Below are 26,376 nucleotides of genomic sequence, written 5' to 3' on the forward strand. Positions count from 1 at the left end.
TGGCGGATGCGGCCCGGATGCTGCAACCCCTGCGCGACGTGCGCCTCAATTTCCATGACCTGACCGCGAAGGAGACCCGGACAATGAAGATCGGATTTATCGGATTGGGCAACATGGGCGGTCCCATGGCCCGCAATCTCGCCCGCGCGGGCCATCACGTCACCGGTTACGACACCGCCACCATGACCATCGACGGCATCGACACCGCCACCAGTGCCTCGGAGGCGGCGAAGGATGCCGACGTGGTCATCACCATGCTGCCCAATGGCGACATCCTGAGGTCCGTCGCGGCCGAGGTGATCCCCGCCATGACAAAAGGCGCGGTGTTCCTCGATTGCTCGACCGTCGATGTCGACAGCGCCCGGGCCGTGGCGGACGACGCCACGAAGGCCGGTCTGCTGCCGCTCGACGCGCCGGTTTCGGGCGGCATCGGCGGGGCCTCGGGCGGCACGCTGACCTTCATGGTCGGCGGCGACGCCAAGGGCTTCGAAAAGGCCAGGCCGCTCTTTGACATCATGGGCCAGAAGGCGGTGCATTGCGGTGCGTCCGGCAACGGCCAGGCCGCGAAGATCTGCAACAACATGATCCTCGGCGTCACCATGATCGCCACCTGCGAAGCCTTCGCGCTGGCCGACAAGCTGGGCCTCGACCGCCAGGCGATGTTCGACGTGGTCTCGACCTCATCGGGCTCGAGCTGGTCGATGAACACCTATTGCCCGGCCCCGGGTGTGGGCCCCGCCTCGCCTGCCGACAACGACTACAAGCCGGGCTTCGCCGCCGAGCTGATGCTGAAGGACCTGCGGCTTGCCCAGGCCGCCGCGGAAGGCGCGGATGCCGACACGCCGCTTGGCCAGCAGGCCATGGCGCTCTATGCCCGCTTCGTCGAGGAGGAAGACGGCAAGGGGCGCGACTTCTCGGCGATGCTGCCGCGCTTCGAGGCGCGGGGCCGGTCGTGACCCGCCCCGGCGCGCCGCTCACGCATTTGTCTTTTTGACGCAGGCGCAATCGGCGCTAACGTGATCGGGTTTCACGTCATTCCGGAGAATCAGATGAAAGTCATTGCCCTCGCTTCCCTTTGCACCGCCCTCGCCCTGCCCGCCGTGGCACAGGATTTCAGCGGTCACCTCAAGGCCCGCCAGGGACAGTTCCGCATCATGGCGATCAACCTCGGCATCATCGGCGACATGGCCAAGGGTGAGGCCGATTACGACGCCGACGCGGCACAGGCGGCTGCCGATTCGATCCACGCGATTTCGATGGTCAACCAGCCCCCGCTCTGGCCCGAAGGCACCAGCGAGATGGACCTCGATGGCACCCGCGCCAAGACCGAAATCTGGGACAACCTCGACGATTTCGCCTCGAAATGGCAGGCGCTGGGCACCCAGGCGGCCAAACTGCAAAGCGTCGCGGGCACCGGACAAGAGGCGCTTGGCCCCGCGCTCGGGACCCTGGGCGGGGCCTGCAAGGCCTGCCATGACGAGTATCGCGCGCCGCAAGGGTGATGCGCCGGACAATACTCGGCCTCGTCGGCCTGGCGATCCTCGCCGGGGCGGCGGGCCTCTGGATCACGCGCCCGAAAACCGTCGCGGCTGCCGACTATGACGGGCTGGTCGCGGATGCGGATCGCGGCGCATCGGTCTTTGTCGCCGCGGGCTGCGCCTCTTGCCACGCCGCGCCCGACGCCAAGGGCGACGCCAAACGCGTGCTGTCCGGCGGGCAGGCTTTCGCGACGGACTTCGGCACGTTCTACGCGCCCAACATCTCGCCGCATCCCGAATCGGGGATCGGCACATGGACCCTGACGGATATCGCCAGCGCGGTCACCCGGGGCACGTCTCCGGAGGGGCAGCACTATTACCCGGCCTTTCCCTACAGCGCCTATATCCGCATGGCCCCGCAGGACGTCGCCGACCTCTGGGCCCACATGTTGACGCTGCCTGCCAGCGACATCGCCTCAAAGCCCCATGACGTCGGCTTCCCGTTCTCGATCCGCGCCAGTCTTGGCGGCTGGAAACTGCTTTTCCTCGACGCGGCATGGATCACGCCAGAGCCCGCGGACGACACCATCGCCCGCGGGCGCGTCCTGGTCGAGGCTCTGGCCCATTGCGGCGAATGTCACACGCCCCGCAACGCCCTGGGCGGGCTCGACCTCGATCGCTGGCTTGCCGGTGCGCCGAACCCCTCGGGCAAGGGTCGGATCCCCGACATCACCCCCGCCGGGCTCGACTGGTCGGCAACCGACATCGCCTATTACCTCGAAACCGGCTTCACCCCGGATTTCGACAGCGTTGGTGGCCACATGGTCGCCGTGGTCGAAAACTTCGCCAAGCTTCCCGCGTCGGATCGCGAAGCCGTCGCGGCCTATCTCAAGGCGTTGCCCGACGGGTCCTGACCGGCCTGCCCGACGCCGCAGCACGCGCATCCCCCTTTGCCCGACACCGTCGTCAGCACAGGCGCGCCCCGAAGCGCTTCATCTTTCCCGAAAACCGCCGGGGTGAATTGGCCGCGCCCCGCGGCCAAGAGGGGCTGGCCCCTCGCACCGCCCCTGGTTCCCCCGGGATCAGGGGCACAACCTGCGCAGCGCAGGCTGCACCACCGGATCACGCAGAGGCGAGCTTGGCCGCGCGGGCGTCGCGCAGACGGGCGAAATCGTCGCCCGCGTGGTAGGACGACCGCGTCAGTGGCGTCGCCGACACCATCAGGAACCCCTTGCCCCAGGCCGCCTTTTCATAGCCCTCGAATTCCTCGGGCGTCACGAAACGGTCGACGACGTGGTGCTTGGGCGTCGGCTGCAGGTACTGCCCGACCGTCAGGAAATCGACCCCCGCGGCGCGCATGTCGTCCATCACCTGGTGCACCTCGACCTTGTTCTCGCCCAGTCCGGCCATGATGCCCGACTTGGTGAACACGCTCGGATCGAGCTCTTTCACCCGCTGCAACAGGCGCAGCGAATGGAAGTACCGCGCTCCCGGACGCACCGTCGGGTACAGCGCCGGTACCGTCTCGAGGTTGTGGTTGAAGACGTCGGGGCGTGCTGCGACCACGGTTTCCAGCGCCTCTGGTCCGCAGCGCAGGAAATCCGGCGTCAGGATCTCGATCGTGGTGCCCGGCGCGCGGTGGCGGATGGCGCGGATGGTCTGGGCGAAATGCTCGGCGCCGCCATCCTCCAGATCGTCGCGGTCGACCGAGGTGATGACCACGTGGTTCAGCCCCAGCTTCTGCACCGCATCGGCGACCCGGCCCGGCTCGAAGGTATCGAGCGCATCGGGCCGACCGGTGGCGACGTTGCAGAAGGTACAGCCACGGGTGCAGATCTCGCCCATGATCATCATCGTGGCGTGGCCGAGGCTCCAGCATTCGCCGACATTGGGGCAGCCCGCCTCTTCGCAGACCGTGGTCAGCTTGTTGTCGCGCATGATCCGCCGGGTCTCGGCGTAGCCCGCGCCACCCGGTGCCTTGACGCGAATCCACGCGGGCTTCTTTGGCTGGGGGTTGTCGGGGCGATGCGCCTTTTCGGGGTGACGCTCGCCAGGCAGTTTCAGATCGCGCATGCGCGGGCTCCCGCAGTTCCTAGAGGTTGCCCGCATCCTATGCCGCGCGTGCGGGCATGGCCAGAGCATGCCGCGAATAGCGGGCATGCATTCTGTCGCGCCCCCCCTGTCTCCGTTTCCCGCCGCAGCCCCCCGTCTCAGCCGATCATGCCCGAGCCGCGGCCCTGGTCGCTGGCATAGAACCACGACAACCGCTCAAGCGCGATGCGCAGCACGATCTTGCCCGAGCGTGCCGACCAGCCCATGCGCCGTTCAGTGGTCTCGAGCCCTTCGAGCAGGCAACAGCATTGCACCGCCACATCGCCAAGACCCGGCCCCAACGCCTCGAGTGCCGCCAGAAAGCGGGCCCGTGGACCGGTTGCCTGTGCATCCGGCGCGGGCACCGCCGCGATCAGCGCGGGCAGCGCGCCTGAATCGATCTCGGACAGCTCGAAATCCTCGCGCAGGCGTTCGCCGGCCGACACATGCGCCTCGCGCAGAAACGACGACCCGTCGGGATTCTTGCGCCGGGCCAGTACCGCGAGCGGGCTGTCGCTGACCGAAAACCGCCGCTTGGCGCGTCCGGGCAGGCCTTCGCTGGCCCGCATCTGGGCGTCGATCTCCGCACCGGATCCATAGCCCGCCTGGCTTTCGGCAAACCCGCGCAGGCGGCTTTCGCGCCCCGCCATCATCTGGTTCAGCGCCTGACGTCCGAGCGCCGTGATGCGGTAGCGCGATACCCGCGCCGGGGCGTCGCAGGTGATCCATTCGCGCAGCGCGATGGCCTCGGCGATATCGGCATTCACGACGGCGGTGCGCACGCTGCCGCCCTCGCCCTTATCGCGCACGACCACGGCCTTTTCCATGCCTTCCGCGACGGCGAGCACCGCGCCGCTTTCGCACAGTCGTTGCAGGATGCGCTGGGTTTCGCGCTGAAAATCCGCCGAATCGTCCGCCATCGCCACATCCCCGCTCATTGGCACGCCCCGACCGCAAAACTGACCGAGCCGCTGCAGGGCCGCATCGACAAGCGGGTCGTCGCGCCGGGTCTCGAACTTGCGCACCTGGCGCAAGACGGTCGATGGATGGCATCCCGAAGCCCGGGCCAACGCCCGGAGAGACGTCCCCGTCTCCGTATGTTCGAGATAGTGAATGGCAGCTTGCGGCACCCAGCCTGGCAGAGCGATGGAGCAATCATGATCTGTCCCTTGCATCGTTTTCTTCCCCTTCGACACACCGAATTTCTTGGTTCTTCCCCAATACGAACGCTCAACCTGAGCGTGCATTTGTTACCGGATCGTTAATTATTATGGCTGGGGATGAGGATTGTTTCCGATATGTAAACAATTGGAAACAGGGCGTTCGCAGGATACAGGGCGACCGCAACACCCGCTGAGGTTGTGCATGACTGTCGTGACGTTGCACTCACGAGAAGGTCCAAGCCCATGTCCCAGACGATCCACACGCTGTCCTGCCTGCGCCGCCCCCGCCTGCTGATCCGCGCCGCCCGGATCGGGGCGGACGAGTACCGGCGCACGACCCATCTCGGTCGCCTGCTGGGCGGCAATCCGCCCCGGCGCCATGCGGATGCGCTGGATCGCCTGATGTCGCTCGAGGCCGAACAGGAGGAACTGCGCTGCACGGGATCGGCCAGCTATGGCGTCGCCCTGCACGTCGAGATCCTGTCTGCGATGATGGCCGAAGCGCGGCTGGTCAACCAGACATCCGCGACGCCGCAGGCCCGCGACACCGAGGCGTCCGGCCTGACCGACTTGACCGGCCCTACAGGTTCGACCGGCCCGACCGAACCCACCGCCCCGCGTCGGCCCGACGAAATCGCCGGAACCGACTGGCGCGCGTCACGGCCGCGTCAGATGAAGGCGTCCGCCATGGCACCCTTGCGCTCCAGAACGAACGCGTCCAGCGCCTCGCGGGTGGCCGGGTCCATCTCGGGGGCGACATAGGTGTCGAGCTTGCGCTGGACCAGCGCCGCCGCCATTGACGCGGTATCGCGGCTGCCCTCTTCGCTCCAGGTCTCGTAGGGTTTGTAATCGAGCACTTCCGAGCGCCAGAACGCGGTCTTGAAATTGCGCTGGGTGTGGGCGCATCCAAGGTAGTGCCCCCCCGGACCGACCTCGCGGATGGCGTCCATCGCCTGGTGCTCTTCGTCGTTCTGCACGCCGCGCGCCAGCTGGTGCAATGCGCCCAGTTGATCGGCATCCATCACGAACTTCTCGAAACTGGATACCAGCCCGCCTTCCATCCAGCCGCAGGCGTGCAGCATGAAGTTCACGCCCGACAGCAGCCCCACGTTGAGCGAATTGGCCGATTCGTACCCCGCCTGTGCATCCGGCAGCTTGGACCCATTGAAGGCGCCCGATGACCGGTAGGGCAGGCCCAGCCGCCGCGCCAGTTGCCCTGCGCCATAGGTGATCTGGGCCGCCTCGGGCGTGCCGAACGTGGGGGCGCCGGAATTCATGTCGATCGAGGTCACGAAGGCCCCGAAGATCACCGGCGCGCCCTTGCGGACAAGCTGCGCATAGGCCACGCCCGCCAGCACCTCGGCCAGCACCTGCGTCAGCGTGCCCGCGACCGAAACCGGTGCCATGGCGCCGCCGACGATGAACGGAGAGATGATGCAGGCCTGATTCGCCGCCGCATAGATCTCGAGCGATCCCATCATCACGTCGTCGAAGGTCAGCGGCGAGTTGATGTTGATCAGGCTGGTCAGCACCGTGTTCCGATCGACGAAATCGTCTCCGAACAGCACCTTGCACATGGCCACCGAATCCGCCGCCCGCGACGGCTCGGTCACCGACCCCATGAAGGGCTTGTCGGTCAGCGTCATATGCGCGTGCAGCATGTCGAGATGGCGTTTGTTGACCGGCACATCCGTCGGCTCGCAGACCGTGCCGCCCGAATGGTGCAGCCAGCGCGACATGTGGCCAAGCTTCACGAATTTCTGAAAATCGGCAATCGTCGCATAGCGCCGACCGGTCTCGATGTCGTGCACGAAGGGCGGGCCGTAGACCGGTGCCAGCACCAGCGACTTGCCGCCGATCTCGACATTGCGGTCCGTATTGCGCGCGTGTTGGGTGAACCGGCTGGGCGCGGTCTGGCACAGCTGCCGCGCAAGCCCGCGCGGAATGCGGACCCGTTCGCCCTGCACATCGGCCCCCGCCTCGCGCCACCGCGCCAGCGCCTTGGGGTTGTTGACGAAATTCACACCGATTTCCTGCAGGACGGTCTCGGCGTTGGCTTCGATGATCGCCAGGGTTTCCTCGGTCAGAATCTCGAAATTGGGGATGTTGCGCTCGATGAAATGCGCCGTGTCGAACGACACCGCCGTGCGTTCAGCGCGCCGTGCGGCACCGCCGCCTCCACTCCGCCCGCGTCTGCGCGCGCCTGCGTCGGTCATGGCCTGTCCTTTTCATCCCCGCGCGGCACACGTCCGGGCCGCCTCTGCTCGGGCCAGTATCGCAAGCCGCGGCCCTTGCCCTGTCCCGAAACCGTCCCATCCGGGGCGAAAGCGACATGCGGCAAAAGATTGGCGGCAGCGCCTGCGTCTGAACGGACCTTGCATCCCGAGATCGCACCCCGGGCGGCGCGGCGCCCTCTTGCGCCAAATCGCGCCACGCCCTACGAGACGGCGCATGGAAAACACCGTGCACGAAACCCTGCTCATCGTCGATTTCGGCAGCCAGGTCACCCAGCTTATCGCGCGTCGCCTGCGCGAGCTGAATGTCTATTGCGAAATCCATCCCTACCAGAAGGTGACCGACGCGCTGCTGGCCGAGATCAAGCCAAAGGCGGTGATCTTCTCGGGCGGGCCGGACTCGGTGATGCGCCCGGGCAGCCCGCGCCCGCCGCGCGCGATCTACGATCTGGGCGTGCCGATCCTCGGCATCTGCTATGGCCAGCAGGTCATGATGCAGGATCTTGGCGGCACCGTCGAAGCCGGCGCGCATGCCACCGCCGAGTTCGGCCGCGCCTATGTGGCCCCTTCCGACACCAAGTCCGACCTGCTGACCGGCTGGTTCCTCGGGGAACGCGAGCAGGTCTGGATGAGCCATGGCGACCATGTCAGCAAGATCGCGCCGGGCTTCGAGGTCCTCGGCACTTCGCCCGGCGCGCCCTTTGCGATCATCGCCGACCGCGATCGCGGCTTTTTCGCCGTGCAGTTCCACCCCGAGGTGCATCACACCCCCAACGGCAAGACGCTCTATGAGAATTTTGTCCGTCTCGCAGGGTTTTCGGGCGACTGGACGATGGATGCCTACCGCGATCAGGCCGTTGCCGAGATCCGCGCGCAGGTCGGCGAAAAGCAGGTGATTTGCGCGCTTTCGGGCGGCGTCGATTCATCCGTCGCCGCCGCCCTGATCCACGAAGCGGTGGGCGACCAGCTGACCTGCGTCTTTGTCGATCACGGCCTGCTGCGCCTCGACGAGGCGACCGAGGTCGTCCAGATGTTCCGCGACCACATGAACCTCAAGGTCATCCACGCGCAGGAGCAGGAGCTGTTTCTGGGCGCGCTGGACGGCGTCTCGGACCCCGAGACCAAGCGCAAGATCATCGGCGGGCTGTTCATCGACGTGTTCCAGAAATACGCCAACGATATCGAGGGCGCCGAATTTCTGGCGCAGGGCACGCTTTACCCGGACGTGATCGAATCGGTTAGCTTCTCGGGCGGGCCGTCTGTGACGATCAAGTCGCACCACAATGTCGGCGGCCTGCCGGAAAAGATGGGCCTCAAGCTGATCGAGCCGCTGCGCGAACTGTTCAAGGACGAGGTTCGCGCGCTTGGCCGCGAGGTTGGCCTGCCCGCCAGTTTCATCGGTCGCCACCCCTTTCCGGGGCCGGGTCTTGCCATCCGTTGCCCGGGCGAGATCACGCGCGAAAAGTTGGAAATCCTGCGCAAGGCCGACGCCGTCTATATCGACCAGATCCGCAAGCACGGCCTGTACGACGATATCTGGCAGGCTTTTGTCGCGATCCTGCCCGTGCGCACGGTTGGCGTGATGGGCGACGGGCGCACCTATGATTACGCCTGTGCGCTGCGCGCCGTGACCTCGGTCGATGGCATGACGGCGGATTATTTTCCGTTCACGCACGAATTCCTCGGCGAAACCGCGACCCGCATCATCAACGAGGTCAAGGGCATCAACCGCGTGACCTATGACATCACGTCAAAGCCCCCCGGAACGATCGAGTGGGAATGATCCGCCATGACCGCGCCCGACATCCTTTCGCTTGCGACCGCGACGCGCTTGGCCAGGGGGTCGGAGCGCGCCGTGTACCGCATGCCGGGCGCGGCGGATCAACTGATCAAGGTGATGCTGCCGAAGTACCGCCGCGGGTTTGACGGGCTGGACCCGGACAGCCGGGCGGGCCGTCGCAAACATGCCGAGGCCTATGCGCTTTTCGCCCGCGAAGACGCCGCCCTGCGCGCCGCGCGACAACGGAGCGAGACGCCCCCTCTGGCCGCGATCATCGGCTACCGCGAGACCGATCAGGGCCGGGGCCAGGTGGTCGAGATGATCCGTGGCCCCGACGGCGGCTTGGCCCCGAGCCTGGCCGAACAAGCCGCGACCGGCGCGCTCGACGACCGCCAGATGCAGGCCCTCGCGACCTTCGTCGATGCCGTCTACCGATGCCATATCGTGGTGCATGACGCCGGGCCCGCGAACATCGTCTGGGATGCGACCGCCGCGCGCTACGTTCTGGTCGACGGCTTCGGCGACCGCTCTGCCGTGCCGCTCAAGTCATGGTTTCGGGCGCTCAACGACCGCAGGCTCGACCGCGCCTTCGCCATCTGCGGGCAAAAGGCCGGACTGCGCTGGGATCGCGCAACCCGCCGCCTTTCGCGCCCCTAGACTTGCTGCGTCTTGCACCCGGCCCGACTTTCGCAGCAGATGCCCGGTATGACGAAGCAACGCCCCTTTGCACCGGCCCAGGGCAGGACCCGGCCATGAGCGACACGATCCGCGCCGCGCTGTGGATGATCGGGGCGATCCTGTCCTTCATCTCGATGGCAATCGCGGGCCGCGCCGTTTCGCTTGAACTCGACACCTTCGAAATCATGCTGTTCCGCAGCCTGATCGGCATTGTCATCGTCTCCGTGGTGGCGACGCTGGCGGGGCGTCGCAGACAGATCCGGGTCCGTCAGTTGCGATTGCACTTCATCCGCAACAGCTTTCACTTCGCCGGGCAGAACCTGTGGTTCTACGCCATCACGGTGATCCCCCTCGCGCAGGTCTTCGCACTGGAATTCACCTCTCCGATCTGGGTCATGCTGCTGTCGCCCCTGATCCTCGGAGAGCGGCTGACCCGCAGCCGTGGCATCGCCGCCATCGCGGGTTTCGTGGGTGTGCTGGTGGTCACCCGCCCCTCGCCCGAGACATTCGAATGGGGCCTCGTCTTCGCCGCCTGCGCCGCCATCGGCTTTGCCGGATCGGCGGTCTTCACCCGCAAGCTTACGCGGACCGAAAGCATCGTCTCGATCCTGTTCTGGCTGACGGTCATGCAGGCCGGGCTGGGGCTGGTCTTTGCGGGAATCGATGGCGATATCTCGCTGCCGTCCTCGACCAGCCTGCCCTGGGTCGCGCTGATCGCGCTCGCGGGACTGGTGGCGCATTACTGCCTGACCACGGCGCTCAGCCTTGCGCCCGCTACGGTTGTGATGCCTATCGACTTCACCCGCCTGCCGATAATCGCACTCGTCGGAGTCGCGCTCTATTCCGAAGCCCTTGATCCGTTTGTCTTTCTGGGTGCGGCGATCATTTTTGCCGCGAATTACTTCAACATCTGGGCCGAAACACGAGGTGTGACGCAAAAGTGACGTTGCGCCGCACAGAATGAACTGACGCCGGGTCAAAATTGCCGCAAAAATCACACCGGATATACCGATCCCAGGAGAGAGCACTCTCAAGGGATGGAAAAACATGAAATACGCAGTTCTCGGCGCGTCCGCGCTGGCAATGGCCGCAGCGTCTGCCAACGCGGGTGGTATCGATCGCTCGGGTCAGTCGATCGACATGATCTTCAAGGACGGCACCTATGCCGAATTCAGCTTCGGTTCGGTGTCGCCGGAAGTGTCCGGCAAGACCAATTCGGACCCGACGCTGGGTGTCGGCGCAGGCATCGCCTCGGGCGACATGGCCGCCGGTTACCTGAGCTACGGTGCCGCCGTGAAGCATGACTACAACGACCGCATGTCGGTCGCGCTGATCTTTGACCAGCCGTTCGGCGCAAATGTCGAATACGACACCGGAACCGGTTACTACGCCCAGGGGTCCACCGCGGATCTGCGTGCCAACGCCTTCACCGCCCTTGCCCGCTACAAATTCACCCCCCGCATGAGCGTACATGGCGGCGTCCGGTACCAGACGCTCGAGGGACAGGCCCAGGTCAACAACTTCCAGGACCTCTCCACGGTGTCGCCGCTGCCGCTGCCGCCGGGCTTCACCCAGCAGATCCTGAATTACGACGGTGAATTGAAGAAGGCCGCCGGTTGGGGCTATGTCCTCGGCGCCGCCTACGAGATCCCCGATATCGCGTTGCGTCTGGCGCTGACCTACAACTCCAAGATCACCACCGATCACGACAGCACCGAGACCGGCAACTTCGACTTCCCCGCCACCGCATTTTCGAGCACGTCGACCACCACGATCGAGACGCCGCAGTCGGTCAACCTGACCTTCCAGTCCGGCGTCGCCAAGGACACGCTGGTCTTCGGCGGTGTGCGTTGGGTCAACTGGAGCGATTTCGACATCACCCCGACCCAGTACGAGGCCATCACCGGCGGCTCGCTGGTGTCCTATGACGACGATACCTTCAGCTACTCGCTGGGTGTCGGTCGCCGGTTCACCGACGAACTCGCGGGCTCCATCTCGATCGGCTTTGAGCCTCAGTCCGGCGGGATCTCGTCGAACCTCGGACCGACCGACGGCAACTGGTCGCTCGGCATCGGCGGCAGCTACACCATGAACAACGTCGAAGTGTCGCTCGGCGCGCGTTATATCTGGGTCGGCGACGCCGAAACCCAGAACGCGTTCGCGTCGCCCGCGGCCTCTTTTGAGGGTAACGACGCGCTCGGTGTGGGCATGAAGATCGGTCTGACCTTCTGATCTTGCGCACCGTCCCTTGATCAAGGCCCGGCCCCCGACAACGGGCCGGGCTTTTTCGTTGAACAGACCGGCTAGGGGTCTGGCCCCCTTTCCCCGATGGTGCACGATATTGCGCACGCTTCGGGTCGCCCGGCGGCGCGGGTTTGGCTAGACCGGTGCCATGAACACGCAAACCGACATATCCCCGCGCGCCTGGACCGAGTTGCTGCTGCTTGCGGTGATCTGGGGCGGATCATTTCTGGCGATCCGCACCGCTCTGGACGAGATCGGGCCGCTGACCTCGGTCTTCTTTCGCGTCCTGCCCGCGGCGGGTGCGCTCTGGCTCTGGGTGCTGCTGCGCGGCGTTGCGATCCCCCGCGACCCCCGGCTCTGGGCGGCGGGGCTGATCATGGGCGGGCTCAACAATGTGATCCCGTTTTCGCTCATGGCCTGGGGGCAGTTGCATATCCCGACCGGCCTGACCTCGATCCTCAACGCCACCACGGCGATCTGGGGCGCGGTTCTGGCCGCGCTGGTCTTTGCCGACGAACGCATGACACCGCGCAAGTCCCTGGGCATCCTGCTGGGGTTTTCCGATGTCGCACTGGCCATCGGCCCCGGTGTGCTGACGTCGCTTGACCTGGAAAGCCTGGGCCAGCTGGCGGTGGTCGCGGGCACCCTGTCCTACGCGGTCGCCAGCATCTTCGCGCGCCGCTTTCTGCGCGGGCTGGCCCCCGAGATGGCCGCCGCCCTGATGCTGACCGGCGCCAGCGTGCTGATCGCGCCGCTGATGCTTTGGGCCGAGGGCACGCCCAGCCTGCGCCTGGCCCCCGTGACCTGGGGCGCGATCCTGTATTACGCGCTGGTCGCCACGGCGTTCGCCTACCTGCTGTATTACCGCATCCTTGCCATGGCCGGCGCATCCAATCTCATGCTGGTAACGCTGCTGATCCCACCCGTGGCCATCGTGCTGGGTGCGACGGTGCGCGGTGAGGCGCTCGGCACGGCGGCGTTTGCAGGTTTCGGGCTTCTGGCGCTGGGGCTGGTTGTGCTCGACGGGCGTCTTTGGGCGCGCATCCGGGGCCGGACGGCGCGAAGGGTTTGACGCAGGCAGCCCGGCTGGCTACGCCTTGCCCCGACAGGACTTTCGGGCAAGGACGGGCGGATGCAGCGGCTTTACAATTCCGGCGCGGAGTGGCGCGCGGCTGATCAGAAGCGCGTGCTGCTCTTTGCCATGTCCGGGCTTGGCAAGACCCATGTGTCGGCCATGCTGCGCGGGGCGGGCAACTGGTTCCACTATTCCATCGATTACCGCATCGGCACCCGGTACATGGGCGAATACATCGCCGATAACGCCAAGCGCGAGGCGATGAAGAACCCGTTTCTGCGGCAATTGCTCCTGTCGGACTCGATCTATCTCGGCTCGAACCTGACGTTCGACAACCTCGCCCCGGTCTCGACCTATCTCGGCAAACCCGGCGCCCCGGATCTGGGCGGCATGGACATCGCCACCTATCGCCAGCGCCAGGAACAGTTTCGCCGCGCCGAGATGCAGGCGCTGCTCGACACCGGCTATTTCATCGACCGCGCGCAGGACCTTTACGGATATCCGCATTTCGTCTGCGATACCGGCGGGTCGATCTGCGAATGGGTCGACCCCGACGATCCGCACGATCCAATCCTGAAAGAACTGGCATCGCATTGTCTGATGGTCTGGATCGAAGGCACTGACGCCCACACCGCAGAGCTGGTGCGCCGCTTTGACCGTGCCCCGAAACCGATGGCCTATCAGCCCGATTTCCTGACCCGGGCCTGGGATACCTACCTGGCGGAGGTGAACGTCGCCCCCGACAAGGTCGATCCCGACGCCTTTATCCGCTGGACCTATGCCAAGGCCATGGCGCATCGCCAGCCGCTCTATCGCGCGATGGCGGCAAACTGGGGCGTGACCGTCACCGCCGAGGCGATGGCCGACGTGAACACCGAGGCCGGCTTTCACGACGTGATCGCCGACGCGCTGGGCTGATCCCGCCCGCGCCTTGAGACCCCGCCCGCAAGAGACTATCTGTCGCCCCCGCACCCCGCCAGACCGCACTCCAGACCGGATCCAGCCCATGCCCATCAAACTGCCCAGCGACCTGCCCGCCTATGCCATCCTGAACCGGGAAGGCGTCATGGTCATGGACGAGGATGCCGCCGACAAGCAGGATATCCGGCCGCTGCGGATCGGGCTTCTCAACCTGATGCCGAAGAAGATCCAGACCGAGACGCAGTTCGCCCGCCTGATCGGGGCCACGCCCTTGCAGATCGAGCTGTCGCTGATCCGCATGTCCAGCCACGAGACCCGCAACACCGCCGCCGACCATATGGAAAGCTTCTATCGCCCCTTCGAGGAGGTCGAAGCCACCGGCGAGAAGTTCGACGGGCTGATCATCACCGGCGCGCCGATCGAGCATCTCGATTTCGATGCGGTAACCTACTGGGATGAATTGACCCGCGTCTTCGACTGGACCCAGACCCATGTGCATTCGACCTTCGGCGTCTGCTGGGGCGGCATGGCGATGATCAATCACTTCCACGGCGTGCCCAAGCATATCCTGCCGCACAAGGCCTTCGGCTGCATCCGGCACAGCAATTGCGCGCCCGCGTCGCCCTATCTGCGCGGCTTCTCGGACGATATGGTCATTCCGGTATCGCGGTGGACCGAACTCAGGCGCGACGAGATCACCGCCGCCGGGCTGGAAATCTTGATCGATTCCACCGAAACCGGGCCCTGCATGGTCGAGGATACCGGCCATCGCGCGCTCTATGTCTTCAACCATTTCGAATATGATTCCGGCACGCTCAAGGAAGAATACGACCGCGACGTTGCCGCGGGTACGCCGATCAACGTGCCAGCCAACTACTACCCCGGCGATGACCCCAGCCAGCCGCCGCAGAACCGCTGGCGCAGCCACGCGCATCTTCTCTATGGAAACTGGATTTCGGAACTCTACCTCACGACCCCGTATGATATCGGTCTCATCGGACAGGCCCGGACCGATCTAAGGAAGTGAAAACACATTGACTTTGCTGGCCAAGGCGCTGATCGGACTTGCAATTCTGGCTCTTTCGGGATGCGCGGCGGTGGCCGGAAAATCCGCCAGGGGCAAACCGGCGGTTTCCGAGGCCTGGCCCCCCGTCGGGCAGTTCGTGACCCTCGATGACGGGCGCCGGGTTCACGCTTTCGTCACTGGCGACGGCCCGGATCTGGTGTTGATCCACGGGGCCAGCGGCAACGTTCGCGACTTCACATTCGATTTTGTCGACCGCGTCAAGGACCGCTACCGCGTCATCGTTTTCGACCGGCCCGGCCTCGGCTACACCGACCGCGCCAGCGACGACGTCGCACGGCTGTTCACCAGCGACGCGGAAACGCCCTATGAACAGGCCGCGATGCTGCACGCGGCGGCGGGCAAGCTGGGCGTCTCGCGGCCCATCGTGCTTGGCCATTCCTACGGCGGCGCGGTGGCGATGGCCTGGGGCCTGAACCACGACCCCGCGGCGCTTGTGGTGGTTTCGGGTGCGACGATCCCCTGGAGCGGCGGTCTGGGCGCGCAATACGAGATCCTTGGCTCCTCTCTCGGTGGCGCTCTGATCCCCTCGATTGCGACGCCTTTTGCCACCGAAACCCGCATTCGCACCGTCACCGAAGAGATCTTCAAGCCGCAGCCGGTGCCACCCGGCTACCTCGACTACATCGGTCCCGGCCTGACACTTCGCAACGACGCGATCCGCGCAAACGCCCGTCAGGTCAACACCTTGCACGCCGCGGTGTCGGAAATGGCGCCGCGCTACGGGACCGTGAAGATCCCCGTTGAAATCGTGCATGGCGCGGACGACACGGTGGTGCCGCCGCATGTCCATGCCCAGCCGCTCGACACCCTGTTAAGCAACAGCACCCTGACCCTGCTGGAGGATATCGGCCACATGCCGCATCACTGGGCACCCGCCGCCGTGACCGCCGCCATCGACCGTGCCGCGCGGTCCGCCGGGGTGCGCTAGGCGTTTGCGTTAATCCCCTTAACATCCCATAGTCGCCCGGCGTCAACATGCCCGAGGTCCAATGTCCCTGCCCTTTGACGGTGCGATCAGCGCCTTTTACGACACCGACGTGCCCGACGCCGTTCGCGATGCCATTGCGCACGCGGGCAAGAACGACGTGATCGACCCGTCCTATCCCTACAAGAAGCGCATGAAGCGGTCGGACTATGAGGACCGGATGGGCGCGCTGCAGGTCGAACTGGTGAAGATGCAATCCTGGGCCAAGGCCACCGGCCAGCGCATCGCCATCGTCTTCGAAGGGCGCGACGCCGCCGGAAAAGGCGGCACGATCAAGCGCTTCCGCGAGAATCTCAATCCGCGTGGCGCGCGTGTGACCGCCTTGTCCAAGCCGTCTGACACCGAGCAGACACAATGGTATTTCCAGCGCTACATCCAGCATCTGCCTGCCGCGGGCGAGGTCGTGTTCTTCGACCGGTCCTGGTACAACCGCGGCGTGGTCGAGCATGTCTTCGGCTTCTGCACCCCAGATGAACGGGCGCTGTTCTTTTCCCAGGTACCGGATTTCGAAAGGATGCTTGTCAGCGACGGCGTCCATCTGTTCAAGCTTTGGCTCAATGTCGGGCAGGCCGAACAGCTCCGCCGCTTTCTCGCACGTGAGAAAGACCCGCTAAAGCAATGGAAACTCTCGTGGATCGACGTTGAGGGCCTCAAGAAATGGGATGCGTATACCGCCGCGATCGGCGAGACGCTGACCCGCTCCGACAGCCCGCACGCGCCCTGGACGGTGATCCGCTCGGACGACAAGCGCCGCGCGCGGATCGCAGCCATCTCATGCGTGCTCGGAGCGCTCGATTACACCGGCAAGAGCGCCGAGGCCGTGGGCACGCCCGACCCCAGGATCTGCGGCAGCCGCGACATCTGGAATGTCTAAGCGCGGCTACCATCACGGCAACCTCAAGCAGGCGCTGGTCGAGGCCGCGCTCACGTTGATCGAGGAAAAAGGTCCGACCGGCTTCACCCTCTCCGAGGCCGCGAAAAGCGCGGGTGTCACGCCGGCCGCGGTCTACCGCCATTTCGATGGGCGCGAGGAACTGATCGCCGAAGCCGCGCGGCAGGGTTACGAAATCTTCATCGACGTGATGGAGCATGCCTATCGGTCGGGCCAGCCTTCGGCGCTGGCCGCGTTCGAGGCGACGGGACGCGCCTACCTGGCCTTCGCCCGCAACCATCCCGGCCACTATATCGCAATGTTCGAATCGGGCGTGTCCGTCAATCATTCGCCCGCGTTGGCGCAGGTTGCCAATCGCGCGTGGTCGGTGCTGGAACGCGCCGCGGCGGACCTCTCCCAGCATATTCCCGCGAACAGGCGTCCTCCGGCGCAGATGTTCTCGGCGCATATCTGGGCAATGTGTCATGGCGTGGTCGAACTGTTCGCGCGCAATTCCCCCGGCAACAAGTCGCCCTTTCCGGCGGATGATCTTCTGGAGTCGGGCATCGGCGTCTATCTACGCGGCCTCGGCCTGATCCCGCCCGACACCTGACGCAAAACATCAACACCCCGCGCCAAGACATTATTATCTAATAATGTTCTGGCGCGAAGATCAGCCCTTGTTCTTGCCCAGATGTTTTTTCAGCGCACCTGCGTTGCGGACTTTCCGGCCCTTGTAGGGGTTGCGGTCGCCCTGGCCGCGCATGACCAGCCGGATCGGCGTTCCCGGCATGTCGAAGTCCACCCTCAGACCGTTGACCAGATAGCGCGAATAGCTTTCGGGTATCTTGTCGGGATGCGAGCACATGACCACGAAATGCGGCGGCCGCGTCTTCGCCTGGGTCATGTAGCGCAGCTTGATCCGGCGGCCCTGCGGCGCGGGCGGCGGGTGCGCCTCGACCATCGCCCCGAGCCAGCGGTTGAGCCGCGCCGTCGAGATGCGCCTGTTCCAGACCTCATGCGCCTTGACCACCGCCGCGTGCAAACGGTCGAGCCCGCGACCGGTCTTGGCAGACACCGTCACCAGCGGGGCTCCGCGCAGCTGTGGCAGCAAGCGCTCGAAGGACTCCTTGAGCGCGGCGAGCTTTTCGTTCTTTTCGTCCTCGAGATCCCACTTGTTGACCGCAACCACCACGGCGCGGCCTTCGCGTTCGGCCAGGTCGGCGATCCGCAGATCCTGCTGTTCGAACGGGATCGCGGCATCCAGCAGGACCACGACCACCTCGGCGAACTTGACCGCGCGCAACCCGTCGGACACGGACAGCTTCTCAAGCTTTTCCTGCACCTTGGCCTTCTTGCGCATGCCGGCGGTGTCGAAAATCCGGGTCGGGGTCCCGTTCCAGTTCAGCTTCAGCGAAATCGCATCGCGGGTAATGCCGGCCTCGGGCCCGGTGAGCAGACGATCTTCGCCCAATATCTTGTTGATAAGCGTCGATTTTCCCGCATTCGGCCGCCCCACGACTGCGACCTGCAGGGGGCGTTCGTCGGTTGGCACGCGCATCGCCTCGTCGGCTTCTTCCGAAACCGGCAATTCGGTTTCGGGCATTGCTTCATCGGCCTCGCGCGCCGCGTCGGCAAAGCGGTCGGCGATCGGCATCAGCCTGGTATAGAGTTCGGGCATGCCTTCGCCATGTTCGCCAGACAGCGCCAGAGGTTCGCCCAGTCCAAGGTTCCAGGCTTCAAGTATGCCTGCCTCCGCTGCGCGGCCCTCGGCCTTGTTGGCGGCCAGGATCACGATATCCGCGCGCTTGCGCAGGATCTCGGCGAACACCTCGTCGACCGGAGTGACGCCGACCCGGGCGTCGATCATGAACAGGCAGACGTCCACGTCATCGACCGCGCGCTCGGTCAGCCGCCGCATCCTGCCCTGCAGCGAATCGTCGGTGGCGTCCTCAAGCCCCGCGGTATCGACCACGGTGAAAGAGATGTCCCCCAGTTGCGCCTGCCCCTCGCGCAGATCGCGCGTGACACCTGGCTGGTCATCCACAAGCGCCAGGCGCTTGCCGACCAACCGGTTGAACAGCGTGGATTTGCCCACATTCGGGCGGCCAACGATGGCGAGTTTGAACGACATTTGGGCGACGGGCCTCGGCAGATGTAAAGATCCGCGACCTATTCCATTTGCCCTGCCAAGGAAAGGGGCACCGCGCAGCCGCAACGCCTTGCCCCGCATATCCCCGTAAAGACGGGGCGCGGCACACGGCGCCCGCTGCCCGGCATGGTCCGCGCGACCGCTGCGTGCCGCCGCTTACCGATAGGCCAGCAGCGTGCCCTTACGCGACACGACATAAAGCGTGCCGTTGGCCACGATGGGCCGCGTGGTGGCCCCGTTCGGCACCGCGGTCTGCGCCACGAGCGCGCCGTTCTCGGGGTTGAAGGCACGCAGGAAACCGTCCGAAGAGGCCACGATCAGATGCCCCCCCGCAAGGATCGGACCGTGGTTGGCATAGGCCCGGTCGCGCCGTTTTTCGGGGCGGCGCGTCGGCACCCAACCGGGCAGTTGCACCGCCCAGACGCGCGCGCCGGTTTCCGCATCGACGCGGATCAACTCGTTGATATCCGAAACGAAATAGACCGACCCGCCCGCGATCCAGGGCATGTCGTTGGCACCCTCGTTGATCGTCCAGCGGCGCACGCCGGAAAACAGATCGAAGGCCGCGACCCGGCCCGAATGGTTGCCCGCGTAGACCGTGCCGTCGGCAATCGCGGGATCGCCCGAGATGTCGTCGACATTCGACAGGGCCCGCCCGGTGCGTCCGCCCGCAAGATCGGCAGACCAGAGCGACAGGCCGCCCTGCTGGAACGTCGATTGCATCGCGCCCGATCCGAACGAAAACACCACCCGGTCCGCGCCGATCGCCGGGGCCGGGGCGCCCGCGATGTTGTTCAAGTCCCCTGACAGGCCCTCGAACTGCCAGCGTTCGCGGCCATTCTCGGCCTCGATGGCCCAGCCCGTGCTGTCGCCCGAGGTGATGTAGACCAGCCCGTTCGCCACCGTCGGTGCGCCGGTCGCGGTCGCATCCAGATCCTGACGCCAGCGCTCGGTGCCGCTGGCGGCGTCGAACGCCGTCACCAGCCCGAAGCCGGACGAGACATAAAGCACGCCCCCCGCCACCGCCAGACCGCCGCCCTGTGCCTGGGTGTCGCTGTCGCGGTCGGGCACGACAGACCGGCTCCAGACCTGAGCGCCATTGCTGGCGGTCGCGGTGACGATGAAATCCGACGACATGGTGTAGATGCGGCTGCCATCGGTGACCGGGTCGACGTTGAGGCGCACCTTGCGGCCATCGCCCGCGCCGATATCGGCCGACCAGATCGGTGCCAGAGGCAGGCTCAGGGCCGCATGCGTGGTGCGAAACGCCGGGGAAACGGCGCTTTGCGCCCAGGCCCCGTTCGACACCGCCGCCGGAAGGTTGGCCGCCTCGGACCGGTTCTCGGCGGGGGTGTAGCCGTAGGGCTCAGCCGCGTCGGTGCTCAGCACTTCGCGCAGGCCAAGACGTTCGCCCGGCAGGATCAGTTCCTGCTCGCTGCAGCCCGCCAGCACCGCGAGACCTGCAATTCCTGCCAGTATCGTCCCGTTCCGCACGCCTCTGCCCTCGCCTAGTCATTCTTTTCCGGCTTGTCCGACCGGATCTTGTCAGCCCGCGCTCAGGTCTCCGCCAAGCGCAACAATCAACTGAGATGCCCGGCGGCGCAAGCCCTGCGTCGCCTCGGAATCGCCCAGGATCGCCTGCAATGCCGCAAGCGCCGCGTCCCGGTTGCCGGTCTCGATCTCGATCAGTGCAAGCTGTTCGCTGGCCAGCAGCCGCAGCGGGTTGCCGGGCTGGGACAGGGCTTCGAAGCCCTGGCGCCGTTCCTCGGCGGTCATCGTGCCCGACGCTGCGGTCAATGCCTTGAAGCTGGCGATGTTGCGATAGATCTCGGCCACGTCGCCATTTGTCGCCACCGCCTCGAGTGCCGCGACGGCGGCCTCGGTATCGCCGGCCTCGGCGCTCTGGCCCGCCTTCAGCATGTTGAGAATGGCCCCCGCACCGTCGGCGGGTGCGTCGATCGCCGCCAGCGCCGCCATGCGGTCATCGGCCTGCTCTGCCTCGAGCGCGTTGAGCACCGCGGTGCCGAATGCCTGGGACGCCGCGCGCGTCTGCGCAGCGCTGTATTCGCGCCACGCGGCACCGCCGACCAGCACCAGAACCAGAAGCACCGCGATCCAGCCGTAGCGGCGCAGGTAGCCGAAAAGTTTGTCGCGACGGACCTCTTCGGTCACCTCATCGATGAAGCTGTCGGGGTTGCTCACGGGGGGTGCCTCTTTGTCGAACTGCCGGTTTCGCCCCTCTTATCCGAGCCGCCGCGCCCTCACAAGGCGGCGCAACTGCGTCTTTCTGCATCGTTTTGCGCGCGGATATGTGCTTTTCAGGCGACAGGCGGGCACAGACTTGCAGCAAAAGCGTGATTTGACGAAAGTGAACGATTTGGTTCACCTTGCGGGCCTCTATTCAGCAAATTAATCTGTGCCGATCGATTTATCGTATTGTGTTTACCAAGTCTGCCTTGCGGCCCGCTGCCCGGCCCCGCTGCCAATTCAGGACACGACCACCATGCGCCTCATTCCCGTTCTCACCGCGCTTGTGGTCGCCGTCGTGCTGTATTTCGCCATCATCGAACGCGACCGACTGCTGCAGTTTGCCCGCGACGTGGCCCCTGCGACTGCGCAAGAGCAGGACAACGCGGGCGCGACCGCTGACCCGGACGAGACCGCGGCACCGGATACCGCGGAAATCAGCGGCATCGACGCCGAAAGCGGCGCGATCCGCGTGATGGCCCGCCGGTCGGTGGCGCAAGAGGTCGATGCCCGCGTGCTTCTGCGCGGCGAGACCGAGGCCGCGCGCCTTGTCGAGGTGATGGTCGAAACCACCGGGCGCATCATCTCGGAGCCGTTGCGCAAGGGGGCCTTTGTCGAGGCGGGCGAGCTGCTGTGCGAACTGGATCCCGGCACCCGCGAAGTGTCCCTTGTCGAAGCCCGCGCGGCGCTGGCCGATGCCCAGGGCCGGATGCCCGAAGTCGAGGCCCGCATCCCCGAAGCCGAAGCCCGGGTCGCGCAGGCGGAAGCCGCGCTTGCCGAAGCCCGGATCAACGCCAATGCCGCATCGCGCCTGTCCGAAAGCGGCTTTGCCTCTGACATCCGCGTCGCCGCGACCACCTCGGGCGTGCGCACCGCCGAGACCGCTGTCGCATCGGCCAAGGCGGGCGTCGAGGCGGCGCGTGCGGGTGTCGCAACCAGCCGGGCGGCCATCCAGAGCGCCGAGGCCGCGCTGGCCCGCGCCGAGGACGAACTGTCCAAGACCCAGGTCGTCGCGCCGTTTTCCGGCCTGCTCGAAACCGACACCGCCGAGCTTGGTGCGCTGATGCAGGCGGGCGGCATGGGCGGCGCGCCCTGCGCCACGATCCTGCAGCTCGACCCGATCAAGCTGGTGGGCTTCGTGCCCGAAACCAACGTCGCCCGCGTCGAGGTCGGCGCCCGCGCCGGGGCCCGCCTGACCGAGGGCGGCGAGGTGACGGGGCGCGTGACCTTCGTGTCGCGCTCTGCCGATCCGTTGACCCGCACCTTCCGGGTCGAGGTCGCGGTGCCGAACCGGGGCCTTGCGATATCCGCCGGGCAGACCGCCGAGATCGCCATCGAGGCAGAAGGCGAACTGGCGCATCTGCTGCCGCAATCGGCCCTCACGCTGAACGATCAGGGCCAGATCGGCGTGCGCACCGTCACCCCCGAGGGAACCGCGCTGTTCATGCCTGTCGAAACGCTGCGCGACACCGCCCGCGGCATCTACGTTGTCGGTCTGCCGGACGCGGTCGACGTGATCCTGCTGGGTCAGGAATACGTCACCGACGGCGTGCCCGTGGCCGCCACCTACGAGGAAGTGATCCAATGACCGGCATCGTCGACTGGGCAGCGGGCCGGGCGCGGATGGTGCTGGCCTTCATCGTGCTGTCGCTGGTCGTCGGCACCTTCTGCTACGTCACCCTGCCGAAAGAGGGCGAGCCTGACATCGAGATCCCGGCGCTGTTCGTCTCGGTGCCCTTCCCCGGCATCTCGGCCGAGGATTCCGAGACGCTGCTGGTCAAGCCCATGGAGAACGAGCTGGTCGATCTCGACGGGCTGGACCGGATGTCCTCGACCGCCGCCGAAAACTACGCGGGCGTCGTGCTCGAGTTCGAGTTCGGCTGGGACAAGACCAAGATCATGGCCGATGTCCGCGACGCCATGTCCAACGCCGAGGCGCGGTTTCCGACCGGGGCCGAGCAATACACCATTAACGAGATCAACTTTTCCGAATTTCCCATCGTCATCGTCAACCTGACCGGCCCGGTGCCCGAGCGTACCATGGTGCAGGTCGCCCGCGACCTTCAGGACCGGCTCGAGGGGCTGGATGCGATCCTCGAGGCCGCCATCGCGGGCAATCGCGACGAGATGCTGGAAGTGGTGATCGACCCTTTGCGGCTGGAAAGCTACAACGTCACCGCCGGTGAGCTGATCAACGTCGTGCAGAACAACAACCAGCTGATTGCCGCCGGCGAGGTCGAGACCGAGAACGGGGCGTTTGCCGTCAAGATCCCGTCGTCCTTCGACGATGCCCGCGATGTCTATGCGCTGCCGGTCAAGGTCAACGGCGACCGGGTGGTGACGCTGGGCGATCTGGCGACCATCAACCTGACCTTCGAGGACCGCACCTCGACCGCGCGGTTCAACGGCGCGGATTCGATCGCGATCCAGGTGGTCAAGCGCAAGGGGTTCAACATCATCGACACCGTGGCCGAGGTGAAGGCCGAGGTCGCCGCCGCCGAGGCTGCCTGGCCGCCCGAGTTGCGCGCCGCCGTGAGCCTGGGCACCTCGAACGACCAGTCGCGGCAGGTGGCCTCGATGGTGAGCCAGCTTGAAGGGTCGGTTCTGACCGCCATCGCGCTGGTGATGATCGTGGTGCTGGCTGCACTTGGCACAAGGCCCGCGTTGCTGGTGGGGTTCGCGATCCCGACCTCGTTCCTGTTGTGCTTTGCGTTTCTGGCGCTGATGGGCGTGACCGTGTCGAATATCGTGATGTTCGGCCTGATCCTCGCGGTCGGCATGCTGGTCGACGGGGCCATCGTCGTGGTCGAATACGCCGACAAGCGGATCTCGGAAGGGTCGGGTCCGATGTCGGCCTATGTGGAGGCCGCCAAGCGCATGTTCTGGCCAGTGGTGTCCTCGACCGCCACGACGCTCTGCGCCTTCCTACCGATGCTGTTCTGGCCCGGCGTGCCGGGGCAGTTCATGGGCATGCTGCCGGTGACGCTGATCTTCGTGCTGTCCGCCAGCCTCGTCGTGGCGCTGGTCTATCTGCCGGTGATGGGCGGGGTGACGGGCCGCTTTTCTCGGATCCTGGACCATGCCTCGGACGGTCTGCGCGCCGCCCTGCCCTGGGTTATACGCGCCGCTCTGGTGCCGGTGGCGCTATTGGGCCTCTTTGTAGGCGCGATGATGGTGCTGAACCCCGCCTACCTGTTCGCGCCCGTGGCCGAGGGCTGGATGGGACGCCTGCCAGGCATCGTCGTGTTCCTGGGCTTCGCGGTCGTGACCTCGATCGTGATGGGCGCCGCCGCGATCCGCCGCCAGAAGACGCGCATCCGCGCGGGCTATCGCCGTTCGCCTTTCGGCTGGTTCATCACCGCCATCGTCGGCAATCCCATCGGCCCGCTGGTGTCTGTCGGACTTGTCATCGCCTTCGTGATCAGCGTCTTCGGCTATTTCGGCGAGAACAACAACGGCGTCGAGTTCTTCGTCGAAAGCGAGCCGGAACAGGCGCTGCTCTACGTGCGGGCGCGCGGCAACCTCAGCCTCGCCGAGAAGGACGCGCTGGTGCGCCGCGCCGAGGCCATCGTCATCGCCCATCCCGGCACCCGCAATGCCTTTGCCTTCGCCGGCGACGGCGGGCTCGACAGCAACACCGGCGGCGCGCAGGCCCCGAAGGACACCATCGGCCAGATCCAGTTCGAGACGATCCCCTGGGACGACCGCAAGGACGACCCGACGCTGGATGGCGACCGCGTGATCGCCGAGCTGGCCGATCAGCTGAAGGTCATCCCCGGCATCCAGACCGAGGTGCTGAACCTGGCCATGGGCCCGGCCTCGGCCAAGCCAGTGCACCTGCGCATCCGGGGCGACAATTGGACCGACCTGCTGGACGCCGCCGCCACCATGCGTGCGCAATTCGACGCCACCCCCGGCCTGCGTCTGATCGAGGATACGCGCCCCCTGCCCGGCATCGACTGGCAGATTGACGTCGATGTGGAAAAGGCCGGCCGCTACGGCGCGGACGTGGCCACCGTGGGTGCGATGGTTCAGCTTGTGACGCGTGGCCTGCTGCTCGACACCATGCGCGTTGACACATCGGACGAAGAAATCGACATCCGCGTGCGGCTGCCCGAAGACGACCGCATCCTGTCCACGCTCGATACGCTGAAAGTGCGCACCGGCGACGGGCTGGTGCCGTTGTCGAACTTCATCACCCGAAAGCCCGTGGAAAAACTGGCGGAAATCAACCGCGTCGGCCAGAAACGGTTCTTCGACGTCAAGGCCGATGTCGCCCCGAACCTCTTCAAGGCGGTGTCGGGCACCGGCCCCGAGGCCGAAACGCGGGCGACGTTACGCGCGCTGGACGATGGCGCGGCCCCGGACGGCGCGCGGGTGATCGCGGATGCGCTTGGCGCGCGGCATGCGGTGGTGTCGCTGTCGCCGGGCGTCGCTGCCGATGACGTCGCAGACGGCCTCGCTGCGGGCGATCTGACGCTGATCGCAATCAATCCCAACGAACGCATCGCGACCCTCACCGCATGGCTCGAGACCAATCCACTGGCCCCGGGCCTGTTGTGGGAATGGACCGGCGATCAAGAAGACCAGGCCGAAAGCCAGGCCTTCCTTGGCAATGCCTTCGCCGCCGCACTGGGCCTGATGTTCATCATCCTGCTGGCGCAGTTCAACTCGTTCTACAATGCCACGCTGGTGCTGCTGGCGGTGGTGCTGTCGACCACCGGCGTGCTGATCGGCATGCTGGTGATGGGCCAGACCTTCTCGATCATCATGACCGGCACCGGCATCGTGGCGCTGGCCGGGATCGTGGTGAACAACAACATCGTGCTGATCGACACCTACCAGGAATATGAGCGCTACATGCCCCGGATCGAGGCAATCATCCGCACTGCACAGGACCGCATCCGCCCGGTGCTGCTGACCACGATCACCACCATGGCAGGCCTCGCGCCGATGATGTTCGGCCTCAGCCTGGATTTCTTCGCGGGCGGCTATTCCATCGACAGCCCGACCGCGCTCTGGTGGAAGCAGCTGGCGACGGCGGTGGTCTTCGGCCTTGGTATCGCGACGGTGCTGACGCTTCTGTTCACACCCTCGATGCTGGCGATCCGGGTCTGGGTCACCACCTATGCGCACTGGATCGCACGGCTGCTGGCGCGGCTGTCGATGGGCCGGTCCAGCCAGGCCGCGCGGGACTGGGCGCTCAACCGCGAGGCGCGGCAGATCAAGTCCCCGACCCTCATCTGGGAAGAGATGCCGTTGCCGCGCGCTGTCGAGGACGCACCGGAACTGCCGCTGCGCGCCGCCGAGTGACGCGCGCGCTGGCCCTCGCCGGTCAGCCGCGATAAGGCACCCCCGAACCCCACCGAC

22 protein-coding genes are annotated in these 26,376 nt (G+C 65.9%); 16 read left to right on the plus strand and 6 right to left on the minus strand.

The features are described 5' to 3' along the window. Window positions 1-17 precede the first annotated feature (17 nt). The 3 genes from mmsB (at window position 18) to ACXYMN_RS02385 (ending at window position 2,392) form a co-directional block, all read left to right on the plus strand. Window positions 18-956: a 3-hydroxyisobutyrate dehydrogenase gene (gene mmsB, locus ACXYMN_RS02375; protein ID WP_459012349.1), complete on the plus strand. Its 939-nt coding sequence runs from the start codon at window positions 18-20 to the stop codon at window positions 954-956. Between the two features lie 93 nt (window positions 957-1,049). Continuing rightward, a complete protein-coding gene (locus ACXYMN_RS02380; RefSeq protein WP_459011799.1) occupies window positions 1,050-1,502 on the plus strand; it encodes a c-type cytochrome in 453 nt (150 codons plus the stop codon). Further along, entirely contained in the window at window positions 1,502-2,392 is an 891-nt protein-coding gene (locus ACXYMN_RS02385; protein ID WP_459011801.1) for a c-type cytochrome, read from the plus strand. The genes ACXYMN_RS02380 and ACXYMN_RS02385 overlap by 1 nt, the downstream gene beginning before the upstream one ends. A gap of 208 nt (window positions 2,393-2,600) precedes the next feature. Here ACXYMN_RS02385 and lipA read toward each other — a convergent pair whose 3' ends face one another. Both lipA and ACXYMN_RS02395 read right to left on the minus strand, forming a co-directional pair. Then, window positions 2,601-3,551 (minus strand): lipoyl synthase, encoded by a 951-nt coding sequence (gene lipA / locus ACXYMN_RS02390; protein ID WP_459011802.1) that lies wholly within the window; start codon window positions 3,549-3,551, stop codon window positions 2,601-2,603. Window positions 3,552-3,688: 137 nt separating this feature from the next. Next, the gene (locus tag ACXYMN_RS02395) at window positions 3,689-4,507 is read right to left on the minus strand and encodes a DUF6456 domain-containing protein (protein ID WP_459011803.1); all 819 of its coding nucleotides are present in this window, start codon (window positions 4,505-4,507) and stop codon (window positions 3,689-3,691) included. Window positions 4,508-4,975: 468 nt separating this feature from the next. Between ACXYMN_RS02395 and ACXYMN_RS02400 the strand changes: the two genes are divergently transcribed. Then, window positions 4,976-5,494: a DUF6477 family protein gene (locus ACXYMN_RS02400; RefSeq protein WP_459011804.1), complete on the plus strand. Its 519-nt coding sequence runs from the start codon at window positions 4,976-4,978 to the stop codon at window positions 5,492-5,494. On the opposite strand, the gene ACXYMN_RS02405 is transcribed toward ACXYMN_RS02400, so the two are convergent. Further along, the gene (locus ACXYMN_RS02405; protein WP_459011805.1) at window positions 5,401-6,948 is read right to left on the minus strand and encodes a trimethylamine methyltransferase family protein; all 1,548 of its coding nucleotides are present in this window, start codon (window positions 6,946-6,948) and stop codon (window positions 5,401-5,403) included. The two genes, ACXYMN_RS02400 and ACXYMN_RS02405, sit on opposite strands and share 94 nt — an antisense overlap. A gap of 235 nt (window positions 6,949-7,183) precedes the next feature. Between ACXYMN_RS02405 and guaA the strand changes: the two genes are divergently transcribed. The 10 genes from guaA to ACXYMN_RS02455 all read left to right on the plus strand — a co-directional run bounded on the left by guaA (window position 7,184) and on the right by ACXYMN_RS02455 (window position 17,220). Next, window positions 7,184-8,749, plus strand: a complete 1,566-nt coding sequence (gene guaA / locus ACXYMN_RS02410; protein ID WP_459011807.1) for a glutamine-hydrolyzing GMP synthase — start codon at window positions 7,184-7,186, stop codon at window positions 8,747-8,749. Window positions 8,750-8,755: 6 nt separating this feature from the next. Beyond that, complete coding sequence (locus tag ACXYMN_RS02415; RefSeq protein WP_459011808.1) at window positions 8,756-9,403, plus strand: YrbL family protein; 648 nt, start codon at window positions 8,756-8,758, stop codon at window positions 9,401-9,403. A gap of 95 nt (window positions 9,404-9,498) precedes the next feature. Further along, a complete protein-coding gene (locus ACXYMN_RS02420) occupies window positions 9,499-10,368 on the plus strand; it encodes a DMT family transporter (RefSeq protein ID WP_459011809.1) in 870 nt (289 codons plus the stop codon). 103 nt (window positions 10,369-10,471) lie between these two features. Beyond that, window positions 10,472-11,656 (plus strand): OmpP1/FadL family transporter, encoded by a 1,185-nt coding sequence (locus tag ACXYMN_RS02425; RefSeq protein WP_459011810.1) that lies wholly within the window; start codon window positions 10,472-10,474, stop codon window positions 11,654-11,656. Window positions 11,657-11,816: 160 nt separating this feature from the next. Beyond that, a complete protein-coding gene (locus ACXYMN_RS02430) occupies window positions 11,817-12,740 on the plus strand; it encodes a DMT family transporter (RefSeq protein ID WP_459011811.1) in 924 nt (307 codons plus the stop codon). A 60-nt stretch (window positions 12,741-12,800) separates the two neighbouring features. Next, window positions 12,801-13,661 (plus strand): ATPase, encoded by an 861-nt coding sequence (locus ACXYMN_RS02435; RefSeq protein ID WP_459011812.1) that lies wholly within the window; start codon window positions 12,801-12,803, stop codon window positions 13,659-13,661. Window positions 13,662-13,749: 88 nt separating this feature from the next. Next, window positions 13,750-14,691, plus strand: a complete 942-nt coding sequence (locus tag ACXYMN_RS02440) for a homoserine O-succinyltransferase (RefSeq protein ID WP_459011813.1) — start codon at window positions 13,750-13,752, stop codon at window positions 14,689-14,691. Window positions 14,692-14,707: 16 nt separating this feature from the next. After that, window positions 14,708-15,679 carry an alpha/beta fold hydrolase gene (locus ACXYMN_RS02445; RefSeq protein WP_459012350.1) on the plus strand — a complete coding sequence of 324 codons (972 nt, stop codon included), beginning with the start codon at window positions 14,708-14,710 and terminating at the stop codon, window positions 15,677-15,679. A gap of 61 nt (window positions 15,680-15,740) precedes the next feature. Next, entirely contained in the window at window positions 15,741-16,610 is an 870-nt protein-coding gene (ppk2, locus tag ACXYMN_RS02450) for a polyphosphate kinase 2 (protein ID WP_459011814.1), read from the plus strand. Further along, complete coding sequence (locus tag ACXYMN_RS02455) at window positions 16,603-17,220, plus strand: TetR/AcrR family transcriptional regulator (protein ID WP_459011815.1); 618 nt, start codon at window positions 16,603-16,605, stop codon at window positions 17,218-17,220. The genes ppk2 and ACXYMN_RS02455 overlap by 8 nt, the downstream gene beginning before the upstream one ends. A 60-nt stretch (window positions 17,221-17,280) precedes the next feature. Here the strand turns inward: ACXYMN_RS02455 and der are convergent, their stop codons facing one another. The 3 genes from der to ACXYMN_RS02470 form a co-directional block, all read right to left on the minus strand. After that, window positions 17,281-18,741 carry a ribosome biogenesis GTPase Der gene (gene der, locus ACXYMN_RS02460; protein ID WP_459011816.1) on the minus strand — a complete coding sequence of 487 codons (1,461 nt, stop codon included), beginning with the start codon at window positions 18,739-18,741 and terminating at the stop codon, window positions 17,281-17,283. 174 nt (window positions 18,742-18,915) lie between these two features. Next, on the minus strand, window positions 18,916-20,253 hold the full coding sequence (locus ACXYMN_RS02465; RefSeq protein WP_459011817.1) for an outer membrane protein assembly factor BamB family protein: 1,338 nt from the start codon (window positions 20,251-20,253) through the stop codon (window positions 18,916-18,918). Between the two features lie 51 nt (window positions 20,254-20,304). Beyond that, the gene (locus ACXYMN_RS02470; protein ID WP_459011818.1) at window positions 20,305-20,961 is read right to left on the minus strand and encodes a tetratricopeptide repeat protein; all 657 of its coding nucleotides are present in this window, start codon (window positions 20,959-20,961) and stop codon (window positions 20,305-20,307) included. A 301-nt stretch (window positions 20,962-21,262) separates the two neighbouring features. Here ACXYMN_RS02470 and ACXYMN_RS02475 point away from each other — a divergent pair, with 301 nt between their 5' ends. Further along, window positions 21,263-22,594 (plus strand): efflux RND transporter periplasmic adaptor subunit, encoded by a 1,332-nt coding sequence (locus ACXYMN_RS02475; protein WP_459011819.1) that lies wholly within the window; start codon window positions 21,263-21,265, stop codon window positions 22,592-22,594. Further along, window positions 22,591-26,319: an efflux RND transporter permease subunit gene (locus ACXYMN_RS02480; protein ID WP_459011820.1), complete on the plus strand. Its 3,729-nt coding sequence runs from the start codon at window positions 22,591-22,593 to the stop codon at window positions 26,317-26,319. Before ACXYMN_RS02475 ends, ACXYMN_RS02480 begins: the two co-directional genes overlap by 4 nt. Window positions 26,320-26,376: the final 57 nt, after the last annotated feature.

The organism is Roseivivax sp. CAU 1753 (assembly GCF_054482575.1).

Coding starts and splice junctions, on each gene's coding strand:
- mmsB (WP_459012349.1), top strand. CDS start 18: ATGCTGCAACCCCTGCGCGACGTGCGCCTCAATTTCCATGACCTGACC.
- ACXYMN_RS02380 (WP_459011799.1), top strand. CDS start 1,050: ATGAAAGTCATTGCCCTCGCTTCCCTTTGCACCGCCCTCGCCCTGCCC.
- ACXYMN_RS02385 (WP_459011801.1), top strand. CDS start 1,502: ATGCGCCGGACAATACTCGGCCTCGTCGGCCTGGCGATCCTCGCCGGG.
- lipA (WP_459011802.1), bottom strand. CDS start 3,551: ATGCGCGATCTGAAACTGCCTGGCGAGCGTCACCCCGAAAAGGCGCAT.
- ACXYMN_RS02395 (WP_459011803.1), bottom strand. CDS start 4,507: ATGAGCGGGGATGTGGCGATGGCGGACGATTCGGCGGATTTTCAGCGC.
- ACXYMN_RS02400 (WP_459011804.1), top strand. CDS start 4,976: ATGTCCCAGACGATCCACACGCTGTCCTGCCTGCGCCGCCCCCGCCTG.
- ACXYMN_RS02405 (WP_459011805.1), bottom strand. CDS start 6,948: ATGACCGACGCAGGCGCGCGCAGACGCGGGCGGAGTGGAGGCGGCGGT.
- guaA (WP_459011807.1), top strand. CDS start 7,184: ATGGAAAACACCGTGCACGAAACCCTGCTCATCGTCGATTTCGGCAGC.
- ACXYMN_RS02415 (WP_459011808.1), top strand. CDS start 8,756: ATGACCGCGCCCGACATCCTTTCGCTTGCGACCGCGACGCGCTTGGCC.
- ACXYMN_RS02420 (WP_459011809.1), top strand. CDS start 9,499: ATGAGCGACACGATCCGCGCCGCGCTGTGGATGATCGGGGCGATCCTG.
- ACXYMN_RS02425 (WP_459011810.1), top strand. CDS start 10,472: ATGAAATACGCAGTTCTCGGCGCGTCCGCGCTGGCAATGGCCGCAGCG.
- ACXYMN_RS02430 (WP_459011811.1), top strand. CDS start 11,817: ATGAACACGCAAACCGACATATCCCCGCGCGCCTGGACCGAGTTGCTG.
- ACXYMN_RS02435 (WP_459011812.1), top strand. CDS start 12,801: ATGCAGCGGCTTTACAATTCCGGCGCGGAGTGGCGCGCGGCTGATCAG.
- ACXYMN_RS02440 (WP_459011813.1), top strand. CDS start 13,750: ATGCCCATCAAACTGCCCAGCGACCTGCCCGCCTATGCCATCCTGAAC.
- ppk2 (WP_459011814.1), top strand. CDS start 15,741: ATGTCCCTGCCCTTTGACGGTGCGATCAGCGCCTTTTACGACACCGAC.
- ACXYMN_RS02455 (WP_459011815.1), top strand. CDS start 16,603: ATGTCTAAGCGCGGCTACCATCACGGCAACCTCAAGCAGGCGCTGGTC.
- der (WP_459011816.1), bottom strand. CDS start 18,741: ATGTCGTTCAAACTCGCCATCGTTGGCCGCCCGAATGTGGGCAAATCC.
- ACXYMN_RS02475 (WP_459011819.1), top strand. CDS start 21,263: ATGCGCCTCATTCCCGTTCTCACCGCGCTTGTGGTCGCCGTCGTGCTG.
- ACXYMN_RS02480 (WP_459011820.1), top strand. CDS start 22,591: ATGACCGGCATCGTCGACTGGGCAGCGGGCCGGGCGCGGATGGTGCTG.